This is a genomic window from Aminipila sp., from assembly GCF_032051575.1.
Lineage (GTDB): Bacteria > Bacillota > Clostridia > Peptostreptococcales > Anaerovoracaceae > Aminipila.
This window is the reverse complement of record NZ_DAMBYD010000006.1, coordinates 235,995-249,373: the sequence shown is the minus strand read 5'-3', so window position 1 is coordinate 249,373 and position 13,379 is coordinate 235,995. Positions and strand designations below refer to the sequence as shown.

The window sequence follows — 13,379 nt, the reverse complement described above, 5'->3', positions numbered from 1 at the left end:
GAGACGGATAATGAATGAAGAACAATTAAAAAATCTGATACAACAGATTATCGAAAAGATGGCTATTGATAATAATCAAACATCTGCTGCAGGTAATGGCAGCACTTTTTCCGGAGAGAAATGCAGTACAGTGATATCCAATGAAGAAGTACCTGATATAACAGAGTATGATTATACAAGGCATCTAGAAATTCCTAATGCAGCTAATCCAGAAGAATACTTACGTATAAAGGCTAAGACTGATGCGCGTCTGGGTGTTGGAAGATGTGGTCCAAGATATAAAACTGGAACCTATTTACGTGTGCTTGCAGATCATGCTGGTGCAATGGATGCAGTACTAAATGATGTTCCAGAAGAATTAGTTATAGCAAATGGATTGTTTTCTGTAAGTACAGTATGTAAATCAAAATATGAGTATATGACTCGTCCGGATCTTGGAAGGTTATTTACGAAAGAAGCAGAAGCAGAAATTAAGAGTAAATGCAGATTGAATGCTGATGTTCAGGTAATCGTGGCAGATGGACTTTCCAGTACTGCTGTTGAAGAAAATATTAAAGATTTGCTTCCATCATTGGAACAAGGATTTAAAGTGGAAGGTATCAATGCAGGAACACCGTTTTTTGTAAAATATGCTCGTGTTCCATCCATGGATGCCATTACTGAGATGATTAAGCCTAAGGTAACCATTATCTTACTGGGAGAAAGACCTGGATTGTCTACATTTGCATCCTTAAGTGCTTACATTACTTATGATGGATATGTAGGTATGCCTGAAGCAAATAGAACTGTTGTTTCCAATATACATAAAAATGGAACAAACGCTGTTGAAGCTGGTGCACATATTGCAAGTGTAGTTAAAAAAATGATTCAGCAAAAGGCTTCCGGAACAGGTTTACAGTTATAGAAAAAAATTATATTGAATTAATATAAGAAAGAAGGGTTTATATGGCTGTTAATGAAGAAATCATAAAGAAAATAGTAGAAACTATTATTTCAGAAGCTTGTGTTACTCCAGATGAAAATGGAATAAAAAAGCATAGAGATAAAAGTGGTGTTATGGTTATAAAGACCAAGTCTATTAAAGCGGAACAGTGGGAACAACCAGGTGTTTATTTAAAGCAGGCAACCAGTTTAGAAGAAGCACCTCGTATGGGTTGTGGAGTAATGGAGCTTGATAGAGATGGCACTTTAGCATGGACATTAACCTATGATGAATACGATTATGTTATAGATGGCATTCTTCAGATAGAAATTGATGGAAGAACTGTAACTGGCTGTGAAGGGGATATTATTTTGATTCCTAAGGATTCACATGTTATTTTCAAAACTCCATGTTCAACAAGGTATGCATATTTTGTTTACCCTGCAGATGTGGTGGATGAAATCGTTTAAAGTAAAGTACTCCTTTTATAAATTTTGAAATACAAGAAACAGAAGCCGGTATTTATATACTGGCTTCTGTTTCTTTGTATTTAAAATAGTGATTCTGTTCAATATCTGATAAAATGGTAAAAAGGAGTGATAGTATGGATAAGGATATAAAAGTAGGAATTATCTCTGATACGCACGGTTTATTACGTGAAGAGGTTAAGAATATTTTACAGGAGTGTGACTATATCGTTCATGGTGGCGACATTAACAAACAAATGATTATTGATGAACTGAAGAAGATTGCACCTCTGTATGTTGTCCGTGGTAATAATGATAAAGAATGGGCTGAGCATCTACCAAATGATTTGAGATTTAAACTAGCAGGTGTGAGGTTTTATATGGTGCATGATAAAAAAATTATACCCAAAGACTTGAATGATGTGGATGTAATCGTATTTGGCCACTCACACAAGTATTACGAAGATGTAAAGGATGGTGTTCTATGGCTGAACCCTGGAAGCTGCGGAAGAAGGCGGTTTGACCAGTCTATAAGCATGGCAGTTATGACAATCGGAAGTGGAGCATGGAAAATTGAAAAGATTGAATTGAATCCAGAGATGAAATAATTGATGATGTAAAGTTATAAAGGTACTTGACATTGTATTTCTATAATATATAATAGATTAGAATTCTAACAGTTAGAAGTCTAATTATTGCAGTTATAATAAAAACATACGGGAGAAAGCTATGATTGATATTAATTTCCATAATCTAATGATGATAACCCAAGCTGTATTACATAAAAAAGTATTTACCAAACTGAATGATACCAAATTGTCTTTAGGCCAGCCAAAGGTGTTAGATTATTTAGGGAACCATAATGGCTGTGTTCAAAAAGATATAGCAGCTGCATGTCAGATTGAACCAGCTACGGTTACAAGTTTACTTGGGCGGATGGAAGAAAACGGACTAATCGAAAGAAAATCCCTGAACGGAAATAGAAGATCCCAGTATGTTTATTTAACCGAGACTGGTGAAAAAATGCAAGGCAAAGTCAACTCTGTATTTGATGAGCTTGAAGGCCTTGCTTTCGAAGGATTTTCAGATCAGGAAAAAGATGCATTTATTCAACAGCTACATCGAATATACTGCAATATGACAAAAGAAAATTAACCATTTAAGTGAGGCGGAATGAATGTCAAAAAAAGAACTATTAAAACGTTATATATTATTTATACTAGGATTATTTGTAAATGCATTGGGAGTAAGTCTGATAACCAAAGCCAACCTTGGAACTTCCCCTATATCAAGTATCCCTTATACTTTAAGCATGGGATTCCCATTGAGCATGGGGCAATTCACTTTTTTGTTAAACATGATTTTGATTGTAGGACAAATTATTTTCTTGAGAAAGGATTTTCAAAAAGTACAGTTAATACAGATTCCAATTTCTGTTCTCTTCGGATATTTTATTGATTTAACCATGTCTTTACTTTCATTTTTTACTCCAGCTAATTACATAATAAAAATCACATCACTTCTTGCGGGGTGCGTTATTTTAGCATTGGGTGTCAGTATAGAAGTAATAGCAAATGTTGTCATGTTATCTGGAGAAGCTTTTGTAAAGGCTATTTCTACAAAGTATAAAAAAGAATTTGGAACAACAAAAATCTGTTTTGATACTACTTTGACCCTATGTGCCTGCATTATTTCTCTAATCCTATTTCATAAAGTAGCAGGTGTCAGAGAAGGTACAGTAATTGCTGCATTTATAGTAGGATTAATAGCTAAATTCTTTAATAAGCACTTATCCTGTATGGACAAGATTCTATGTGATTATGCTTCTGTTGTAGATAGTGAAATGGCATCTATGCAAGAAGGTCACAATAAAATCATTATTACCATTGCTCGTGAGTTCGGAAGTGGGGGCCATGAAATAGGTCAAAAACTGGCGGATGAGTTAAACATAGCATTCTATGATAAAGAAATTATTTCTTATACGGCAAAAGAGAGTGGATATTCGGAAGATTACATTGCAGATCATGAGCAGACACTGAATAACCCTTTCCTGTACGATTTAGTCACACAAAATTATGCCTATATGAAAGAAGCTTTATCTAGAATTGATGTAATTTTTGCGGCACAGCGTAAAGTAATTAAAGAAATTGCAGACCAAGGACCCTGCGTAATCGTGGGAAGATGTGCTGATTTTATCCTACAAGAGGAAGATATAACAAGAGTCTTTATCCATGCAAATGAGAAAAGCAGGATCCAACGAACGGTGAATGTTTATAACTTCAGTAAGGACGTTGCGAAGTCCAGTATACATAAGAATGACAAGGGCCGTAAAAACTTCTACAAGAGATATACCGGAAAAGAATGGGGTAATGCAAAAGAGTACAACTTGACCATTGATAGCAGTGTATTTGGAATAGATGGAGCAGTGAAGATTATCAGAAATGCAGTGAGTGAACGGAAATATTTATAGTGTAATAATAATAAACAATTTTCATGAATGATTTGTGCCGAAAGCGAAGCGGCGGGGAATGGGGGTAAATATGAAAAACAGCGGTCAATTTGAATTTAAAAATGTTGTAATAGTACTTTTGATTGTACTTCTATGTATATCAACGGGATTTCTGATTAAATATGGGCGACAACTAGGTAATGGTAATATAATAGGAACTTATAGTGTGGGGGAATTAGCTGATATTCAGTATTTTGTATTTAAGGGTGATAATTACTATAAATATAAAAATCAAACAATGGTCGAAAAAGGAATATACAAAAAAGATTATGAAGACATGTATGTACTTGAAGATACGGATGGAGAAAAACATTGTATAGTATACAGCAAAAATGTATTGTATTACTTTGACACAATACAGAACTATGTTATTCAATACAAAAAGATAGATAGCCGACCAGTACTTATGGGGAATGGGGAAAATGTTAGTGATTAAATGAGTTAAAAATTGTTTTAAGTATAAGGTAATAAATTAGAAAGAAGTTAATCTTTAAAAGAGCTTTGGAACGCAGTGAAATACTAAGTTTAAGGCTCTTTTTTGATATCATTAAAGTATTAAATTGGTGGTACATAAAAGTGTGAGAAAAATAAGTTATATTGGCTTTATTAAATGGGATTAGTCAAATATAGAGTGCTATGATAGAATAGAAGTGAGTTTTTTTAGAAGATGGTGAATTTATGGATAATTTGACGGCGGAACAAAGACACAGAAATATGTGTAATATTAAAAGCAAAGATACATCTATAGAAATTAAATTACGAAGAGCTTTATGGGCTAAGGGATATAGATATAGAAAAAACTATGATAAGTTGCCGGGCAAGCCAGATATTGTATTGCCTAAATATCACCTAGTAATTTTTTGTGATAGCGAATTTTTTCATGGATATAATTGGGAAGAACAGAGGGAACGATTGAAACAAAGTAAAAATAGTGAATACTGGATTAATAAAATTAATAGAAATAAAGAGCGTGATAGTGAAATAGATAAACAGTTGTACTTTAGCGGCTGGGCAGTAAGAAGGTTTTGGGGTAAAGAGATAAGTAAAAATGTAGAAGAGTGTATTAGAGCGATAGAAGAGTATATTCTTGATTTTACTATGGAAAAAGAACTAGATAAAAAACAAGAACAAATGTTCCTAAAAGGGGTTGATTTTATTTGAGAATTATGGCAGAATTAGAAATAAATTGTATTGCAGCTATACTGATTTATAATAATAAAATGATTTGACCTGGATGCGCTCTGAGGGAAAATATATATGGTATATAGGCTCCATTATAATGAGAATCAAGGTAGGAAAATTCTTATCATGGTTCTCTTTTATTAGAATTATATTGGTAACAAATCAATACAACTATTTCATAAATAGTTATTTGAAATAATGGTTTACACCATGATAAAAACATTATATAATATGGTTTATAAACGGAGGTAAACATGATGTCGATAAAGAAAAATAATATGGGAGGTCGTCCCCCTGGAAGAAGGAAAACTGCTAAAATTGAGATATCAATAGAGCCAGAAGTAAAAGACGAATTCATGAATTTGCTTCGAGACGAGGGAAAAACTGCGTCTGTTGAAATAGGATTATGGATTAGAAATTATATTAAGGAAAATAATCCAAATGAGAACTAAAGGAGATAATAATGAGGAAATATAAATATACATGTTTGGATTTGTTTTCTGGTGCTGGTGGCTTATCCAGAGGCTTTTTTGATGCTGGCTACGATGTTGTATTAGGCGTTGACTTCGATGAGATGACATTAAAGTCATTTAAAGAGAACCATGGAAGTGCAGAAGCTAAGAAGTTAGATTTGTTTAATCATGATAATATTGATGTGATAATTGATTTTTTGAAAGAAAGAAATATAAAGTTAGATGTATTAGTTGGAGGACCACCATGTCAAGGATTTTCAATTGCAGGGCCGAGAGATAAGAATGATAAAAGAAATACACTATATCAGGCAATGGTAGAACTTGCAGAGCGAGTTAAACCACAAGCGGTTGTGCTGGAAAATGTTCCAGGTATGCTTCAGACAAATGGAGGAATCGGAGCAAAAAGGATAGTTGAGGATTTCGCGGCTATTGGATACAAAATGGAACCTAAACTTCTTTATGCACCTGATTATGGCATTCCACAGATAAGGAAGAGGGTTTTTTTTGTGGGATTACTAAATTCAAAAGAGACTTTTGTGTTTCCTGAACCAACGGTTGATAAGGAAAGTTATGTTACATGCGAAGATGCTATTTGTGATTTGCCGGCCCTTGAAAATATTTATGGTGATGAGGTACAGGAATACCCATGCGAACCATTAAGTGATTATCAGAAGGAAATGCGAAAAAAATCTGATAAAATTTATAATCACATTGGAACAATTCATGATAAAAAGACAGTGAAAATGATTTCACTAGTACCAGAGGGAAAAAACTATAAGGCGTTGCCAGAAGAGTACCAGGGATTGTATAAATATCATGAGGCTCTTACAAGATATAATAGTAAAAAACCTTCACTTACAATAAATACTGGACATAGATCACATTTTCATTATAAGTATAATCGAATTCCTACTGTACGTGAAAGTGCTCGTTTGCAGAGTTTTCCTGATGATTTTATTTTTTATGGTAATAAGTCTCAGCAGTATAAGCAGGTTGGAAATGCAGTTCCACCAATGCTTGGTAAAGTAGTTGCAGAAAGATTAAAATTGTATTTGAGAAAGTAGGAATAATGATGCCAAAATATAGAATGATCGATTTGTTTGCAGGATGCGGAGGTTTAGAAGATGGATTCCTTCAGAGTGGCAAATATACTGATGTTGCTGCTGTAGAGTGGTTAAAACCACAAGTAAATACTTTAAAAGAACGGCTTAGAAACAAATGGAATATTGAAGATGCTCAGGAAAGAGTAATGCATTTTGATATTCAGAGAGAAAAAGAACTATTTGAAGGTTGGCAAGGTGATTCAGAATTTGCATCAGGTAAAGGACTTGATTATTTTGTTAATCAGGCCAATGGAGTGGATGTAATTATTGGCGGACCTCCTTGTCAAGCATATTCTGTAGCGGGAAGAGTACGTGATGAAAATGGGATGAAGGAGGATTATCGTAATTATCTTTTTGAACATTATCTCAATGTAGTTAATAGATATAAACCTAAAGTATTCGTGTTTGAAAATGTTCCAGGTATATTGAGTGCAGCACCAGATGGAAAACCTATTACGGATAAGATTCGTGCCGGGTTTGAAAATATTGGATATGAAATTATTGATGATTTAAAAAAGTATGCAAAGGTGAATGCAAGTGATTATGGGGTTCCACAGAATAGAGACAGAATGATAATAGTTGGCATAAACAAAAAATGTTGTAAGTACATACAGAATTTGTTAAAGAATTTTTATACAGAAATTCTGCCTAAATATAAATCAACTAAAAAGGTGACTGTTAGAGAGGCTATAGGTGATTTGCCTAAGTGTACGCCATATTTTGATGAGGAACATCATAAAAGAAGAAAATCACATAATACACCAGAATCAGATATAACATGGCATAACCCACGTTATCATAACTTAAGGGATATGGATACTTTTAAAATATTAGCTCAGGATATTGAAAGTGAAAAAAGAGAATACGATAGTAAAAAAATAAGCAAATTGTATGAGGAGAAGGTTGGTTCCAAATCACCTATTCACAGATATCATGTCTTGGAAGCTGAGTTACCAAGTACAACGATAATTGCTCATTTGTATAAAGATGGAAATCGATTTATTCATTATGATTCAAAACAATGTAGATCAATTACAGTTAGAGAAGCAGCTCGTTTACAATCCTTTGATGATGATTTTAATTTTGTTGGAAGTCAGGGCAATGCCTATCAAATGATTGGAAATGCGGTTCCCCCTAAATTGGCAAAATGTATTGCATTAGCAATTGGTGACTTAATGGAAATGCTGTAGAGCTGCAAAAAAGGAGGAGAAGAATGTATCACTACTTATTTACTAATGATTTACGGATATCAGTATTGGGAGATTCATTGCAGAATGCAGCTACAGCATTTTTAATGAATACTGTACCATCTGCAAGTGAAGATAAAAGCGCAAATAATAATATGAAAACACTTGGCTTTTATTTTAATCTTACAGAAACGAGTGGATGCTCGGAAGTGGCTTCTCATGGAAATGTTAGGGAAGTAGTACTAAATTTTATTAAGAAATTTCAGTACCCGAACTTACGAACACGTGAGGCGTATGAGGAAACTCTTGCAGATAATATTAAGTTAGCGCCTATGAGAACAATTATAAAAATCCTCTATACATTTAATTTGATTGTACCAGGTAATGCTTATTTGACTAAGGAAGAAATTAAAAATTTCATTTTTTATAATGATAATGTTGCGAAGAATTCTGATTATAGCTTGCTAGAAGTTGTAAACCAAATATTACAATATCGAAAAGTACCAACTTTTCCTGATAATATTTCTTTTAAGGAAGATGAGAGAAATTGGAAGCATGAAGACCGTCAGTTGCGTGAAATGATAAAAGTGCTGCTTTGGTCTGGATGCGTGGCAGAAGAGGGAGAAAAGATTTATATTAAACACGATACGTTAACTCAAGAAAATAAAGCAGATATTTTTGATATTATCAATTGTAGTTCTTTCTGGAATGGGGGGGATTTACTAAGTTATCAATCATATATGGATATAGATGAAAAAAACGATAATCTCAATACAAGCTCTAAAGAAAAAAAAGAGGAAAAAGTACCTGGAACAAATATTCTCTATTATGGTGTTCCAGGAGCTGGAAAGAGTTATACAATTAAGAAAATGTGTTCAGATGCGACAAAGATAGAAAGGGTTGTATTTCATCCAGATTATACTTATTCGGATTTTGTCGGTCAGATTTTACCTAAAGTGGTAAAGGATGAAGAAAATCCACAAGGCAAACTCAGATATGAATTTGTACCAGGGCCTTTTACAAAAATGTTGAAAAAAGCAGAGACAAATAAGGAGAACATGTACTATTTGGTTATTGAAGAAATCAACAGAGGAAATGCTCCAGCTATTTTTGGAGAAATCTTTCAGCTTTTAGATAGGTCAGAAGATGGTACTGGTGAATATGCTATCTCAAATTATGATGTTGCTAATTGGGTCTATGGTGATGAAAACCATGAGGTCCGTATTCCTTCTAATATGTCTTTATTGGCCACAATGAATACATCAGATCAAAATGTGTTTACATTAGATACTGCTTTCCAGAGAAGATGGGATATGAAACATATACCAAATAAAGTAATGGAGGCAAAACATGCAAATAATAATATATTGGGAACAAATGTAACCTGGGGTGCTTTTGCGACAGTAATTAATAATGAAGTACTCCAAATGAGTATGGACATGTCTAGTTCAGAGGATAAGAGACTTGGCGCATATTTTATTAGACAGAAAGAATTAGCAGTAGATAGATTCCCTGAAAAAGCGTTAAAATATTTGTGGGATGATGCATTTAAAATGGATAAAGATAAAATCTTTAATGCTTCTATGAATTCGCTTGAACAAGTAGTTGATACTTATCAATCAGAGACATCTGATAAATTAAAGGCAGTACTTAGATTAGAGGTATATCAAAAAATGATGAGCCAGATAAAAACATATAATGAAGATGAGGAAATTATCGCTGAAGAAGTGTCGGATATAGAAGAGAAAGCGTAGGTGAGCACTTATGCCTAAAACACTATTAAAGGACAGGTGTAGTGTTAACACAAATATTGATTCTGATGTTTTCGTTGGTATAAAAAGCGAAGAGGGAAATGTACAGATTTCGTTTCCTTTGGGTTTTCATATTAGTGAAGAGGAAAAAGAATTAAGAAAAGATATTTTGTTAATTATGTCTACTTTGGCAAAAAATACGAATAAAAGAGATTCAGAAGTGCTGGGGCAGTCAAACTCTTTTGATGAGGTGAAATTTCCAATACAATCGTATTTGTTCATTATTCAGGACTTTTACGTTAGAGGATATTATAAAGAAAGAGAAATACATTATAATGTTTCAAAACGTGGAAAAATAAATTGGAGTAGAACAATAAAAACACAACGTGCTTATATACAGGATGAAGATCTATTTTATCTTGACTTTGTGACAAAAAGAAATCAAATCAATGAAAATGAACTTATTACACTGATACATAAGTATTGTGTATATGAAAGTTTTGATAAGATGGGATGGCTTTTTTCAAGTTATTTACCAGAGAAGCCAAGAATCAAGTTTAAGCAAAAACTTTTTTCTGGTGTTCTAAAAGATAAATTGTCAAATACTTTCAATGATGAAAATCGTCAATTATTTATTAATATGTTAGCACTTATTGAGTATCAGGGTGATGAAAATGCAGAGAAAAACTTCCGGTATGGTACCTATAAATTTTCTACTGTTTGGGAGAGGATGATAGATAAAGTATTTGGTGAGTCAAATAAAGAAGAATATTATCCAAAGACAATATGGAACCTTAATGGTAGTGATTTTGAAGGGCATGATGCTGAAGATAAAGATAATGCTTACTTACGCCCTGACACTATAATGAAATATAATGATAGGATTTATGTGCTTGATGCAAAATATTATAAGTATGGGTGGTCCAAAAATCCGGGGCATTTACCAGAGTCTACATCAATCAATAAGCAGATAACGTACGGCGAGTATATTGCCGAAATGGAAAAGTTTTGTGATGATAACGGAAATCATCCGATAGTATACAATGCGTTTATTATGCCGTATAATTCTATTGGAAAAAGCTTTTATACAGAGAACGAGATGTATTTCATAGGTACAGCAAGAAGCAATTGGAAATTAAATAATAAGAGTTATGAAAAAGTCCAGGGTATTTTACTAGATGTTAAATATCTGATGTCTCTTTCTTCTGCAAAAGATATGAATGAAATAACTAAAATGGCAACGTTAATTGATTCTGTTGTTAGGTAATGTGATATTATATTTAATATAATGGAAAAGAGGAAATCAATGAAACATGATATAGAAGCCACATATGTTGCAAGTGAATTGGCAAGAGAACTTAGTGCAGAGCAAAAGAAGCTTTTCAAAGTGTTTAGAAGAGCGGGGGCATGGACTGTTACTACGAATGGGACAACTGACAAAGATTGGCCATATGCGGACGGTATGATTTTAGTATCCAATGGAAAAGGACCTGATGTGAAAATTGCATTAGAGTATAAAAGGCCTAACGAGGGATTGCATGGTATTCTAACTGCACTAGGTCAAGCTTTTGCTTACTTAGCAAAAGGATATGATGCTACTATTATTGTGATTCCTGATAAATATGATAGCTGCGCTGATCCTGGAGAGAAAATAGTTAAATTTATTGAAACGGCTAATAAAAAGGCACAAATAGCAGTGTATACATATGACCCACATTTAATGTCTGTAAGTTTCACATCGATGAAGGGGAAATTACTCAAAAAAAGAGATTTAATATTTACGTCATCTAAAATTTCTAAAAAGACGGCTTCGAAAGCTTCAGATACAATTTGGACTCATTTTAGAGAAGGTAGCAGTGAATTCGATGATGTTTATAAGTATTGCTATGAATTGAAAATGCTAGACGAGACAAAAAAAGAAAATTTATTATCGTATAGCATTCCAGCAGAATTAAAAACGGCAATAAGTGCTATTGATTCAAGTGTTGATCCGTATATTTATTTATCGAATTCGACTGTAGATGAAAACCGAAAAAATAGAGTTTGGAGAAAATATTGGTTTGAATATATGCTGTTAGAAGATTCTATGACATTGTATGAAAAAAGGGGTACAAAATATGAAGTAAAAACCGCATTTTGCAAAGTTTTAAGTGGGATGGATAAAAAGCCCAGACAATTTTTCTCTGTAGTGAAAAAGAAAATAGTAGCTGATTTAAACAAAGGGAAAATAAATGAAAATCAAGCTTGGATACAATTTGCTGAAAAGATACACGATAGAGCACATAGCTATAGAATCGACATTGAAGCATTTACAAGTGGAATTGAATTTGTTGATTCCGATAACAAGTTGACTTTATTAGGACATCGATACGTTGGTAGTTGTATAGGTGGTGATGCTTTTCTAGATATACCTAAAAAGATTTTTACAGCTGCATACTTGAATAACGGGAATTTAAATGTATTTTTACAATTTTTCTATCAAGTATCAGAAGAATTTTTGGCAAAAGACAAATTAAAATGGTCAGAAGAAGTTAGGGATAAAAAGGGAAATGTTGTAGGTTATAAGTTTAATGAATTACAGTATTGCACCGACATTGAGGATAAGTTTTTTAAAGATTTGCATATTATAAGAAAAGTAAGTATTAGATCAGGGAAAAAACGTCCACCTTTTAAAGCCGAATTGTGTGGATTAAAAATGATGGAATTGGTAGGAGATTCTCGCGTTGGATGCGGGTTGCCGATAGATTGGATAAAGGTTCAAGCAATTAATGAATACTATATAGCCAATAGATTATGACTATAAAATTTAATACGGAATGTGCCCAATTTTTGTTACATACAAAAAGTCTAAGAATATAGATGTGGGATTAAAGTATGATGATAAATCCCTATCAAAAGAGTTATTCAGTTGGATGGCAAGACCAGGAGTAAATTTACAAAATGAAGATGTTAATCTTATTAAGAATTAGACCAGCCAGTTAGAGACGATATATATGAGTATATTATAGACTGATTTGTAATATAAGAGGTTATAAATTAAGTATGTAGCGAAAGGGGCAATGTAAATGTTAGAGTTAGAAAAAAGCAGTGGAGTATGGGAATTATGCCCAATCTGTGAAAACCAAGTGTTTATTGCAAAAGATAAGCCATCATTGTGCCCAATTTGTAATGAAAAAATATTACCTTGTAGTATGTGTGAGGAATGTAAAGCAACACAAGATAAATGTTTTGTTTGGGACGAATAAATGTAGAAGATTAAATAGTACCCCGCTTATTTGTGCATAGAAACAGAGGTTGCATGAGATAACCACCAAAGGGGTAACCATTTGAACGTAGAAATCAACCAACAACACATCAAATTTCAGCCTGCATGACAGCAGGTTAAGTAAAGCATACATAAAAGATAACCGAGATGTTATATGTGAGAGATGGAATTTTCATGTTGGATTCCAACAAGGAAAATCCATGCGATATAACATTACAAATTAAAGATGTAGCAATCTCTTATAAAGATGTTGATTTTGACAATTTTAAAATTTTCATTTACTGAGAGGTTAGAATTCTTAGAAAAAACATTATTAACCATAAAAAAACAAGTATCATTGAACCAGTTTTATAGAAATATTATTAATAAAAAATGAAATTCAGAAATAATTATGAAATTTATGGATATAATCTAGTTAAATTGTCTTATATACATACAAATATGTATACCTAAAATGGCCTGCTGAATTTAGTTTAAAAATTACCATTGCGAGGACATTGAATATTTTGGAATGAGTTTG

15 protein-coding genes are annotated in these 13,379 nt (G+C 33.0%); all 15 read left to right on the top strand.

The genetic code is table 11. The features are described 5' to 3' along the window. Nucleotides 1-10: 10 nt before the first annotated feature. Nucleotides 11-904: an ethanolamine ammonia-lyase subunit EutC gene (gene eutC, locus RTW14_RS10285; RefSeq protein ID WP_312650540.1), complete on the top strand. Its 894-nt coding sequence runs from the start codon at nucleotides 11-13 to the stop codon at nucleotides 902-904. A gap of 41 nt (nucleotides 905-945) precedes the next feature. Next, nucleotides 946-1,392 (top strand): ethanolamine utilization protein EutQ, encoded by a 447-nt coding sequence (locus RTW14_RS10280; RefSeq protein ID WP_312650537.1) that lies wholly within the window; start codon nucleotides 946-948, stop codon nucleotides 1,390-1,392. Between the two features lie 134 nt (nucleotides 1,393-1,526). Further along, nucleotides 1,527-1,997 (top strand): metallophosphoesterase family protein, encoded by a 471-nt coding sequence (locus RTW14_RS10275; RefSeq protein WP_312650534.1) that lies wholly within the window; start codon nucleotides 1,527-1,529, stop codon nucleotides 1,995-1,997. Between the two features lie 121 nt (nucleotides 1,998-2,118). Then, nucleotides 2,119-2,544 carry a MarR family winged helix-turn-helix transcriptional regulator gene (locus tag RTW14_RS10270; protein WP_312650530.1) on the top strand — a complete coding sequence of 142 codons (426 nt, stop codon included), beginning with the start codon at nucleotides 2,119-2,121 and terminating at the stop codon, nucleotides 2,542-2,544. Nucleotides 2,545-2,566: 22 nt separating this feature from the next. Continuing rightward, complete coding sequence (locus RTW14_RS10265) at nucleotides 2,567-3,859, top strand: DUF6198 family protein (RefSeq protein WP_312650527.1); 1,293 nt, start codon at nucleotides 2,567-2,569, stop codon at nucleotides 3,857-3,859. A 70-nt stretch (nucleotides 3,860-3,929) separates the two neighbouring features. After that, nucleotides 3,930-4,334 carry a hypothetical protein gene (locus RTW14_RS10260; protein WP_312650523.1) on the top strand — a complete coding sequence of 135 codons (405 nt, stop codon included), beginning with the start codon at nucleotides 3,930-3,932 and terminating at the stop codon, nucleotides 4,332-4,334. A 242-nt stretch (nucleotides 4,335-4,576) separates the two neighbouring features. Next, nucleotides 4,577-5,059 carry a very short patch repair endonuclease gene (locus RTW14_RS10255; RefSeq protein ID WP_312650519.1) on the top strand — a complete coding sequence of 161 codons (483 nt, stop codon included), beginning with the start codon at nucleotides 4,577-4,579 and terminating at the stop codon, nucleotides 5,057-5,059. 275 nt (nucleotides 5,060-5,334) lie between these two features. Next, entirely contained in the window at nucleotides 5,335-5,532 is a 198-nt protein-coding gene (locus RTW14_RS10250; RefSeq protein WP_312650516.1) for an antitoxin, read from the top strand. A gap of 11 nt (nucleotides 5,533-5,543) precedes the next feature. Next, nucleotides 5,544-6,617 (top strand): DNA cytosine methyltransferase, encoded by a 1,074-nt coding sequence (locus tag RTW14_RS10245; RefSeq protein WP_312650512.1) that lies wholly within the window; start codon nucleotides 5,544-5,546, stop codon nucleotides 6,615-6,617. An 8-nt stretch (nucleotides 6,618-6,625) separates the two neighbouring features. Continuing rightward, nucleotides 6,626-7,846, top strand: a complete 1,221-nt coding sequence (locus RTW14_RS10240) for a DNA cytosine methyltransferase (protein ID WP_312650509.1) — start codon at nucleotides 6,626-6,628, stop codon at nucleotides 7,844-7,846. 23 nt (nucleotides 7,847-7,869) lie between these two features. Further along, nucleotides 7,870-9,597 carry an McrB family protein gene (locus RTW14_RS10235; protein WP_312650506.1) on the top strand — a complete coding sequence of 576 codons (1,728 nt, stop codon included), beginning with the start codon at nucleotides 7,870-7,872 and terminating at the stop codon, nucleotides 9,595-9,597. A 10-nt stretch (nucleotides 9,598-9,607) separates the two neighbouring features. Beyond that, a complete protein-coding gene (locus tag RTW14_RS10230) occupies nucleotides 9,608-10,861 on the top strand; it encodes an LlaJI family restriction endonuclease (RefSeq protein ID WP_312650503.1) in 1,254 nt (417 codons plus the stop codon). 39 nt (nucleotides 10,862-10,900) lie between these two features. Then, nucleotides 10,901-12,391, top strand: a complete 1,491-nt coding sequence (locus RTW14_RS10225) for a hypothetical protein (RefSeq protein WP_312650500.1) — start codon at nucleotides 10,901-10,903, stop codon at nucleotides 12,389-12,391. Nucleotides 12,392-12,410: 19 nt separating this feature from the next. Further along, on the top strand, nucleotides 12,411-12,563 hold the full coding sequence (locus RTW14_RS18855) for a DUF3427 domain-containing protein (protein WP_442871570.1): 153 nt from the start codon (nucleotides 12,411-12,413) through the stop codon (nucleotides 12,561-12,563). Nucleotides 12,564-12,659: 96 nt separating this feature from the next. Next, complete coding sequence (locus RTW14_RS10220; RefSeq protein ID WP_312650496.1) at nucleotides 12,660-12,839, top strand: hypothetical protein; 180 nt, start codon at nucleotides 12,660-12,662, stop codon at nucleotides 12,837-12,839. Nucleotides 12,840-13,379 lie beyond the last annotated feature (540 nt).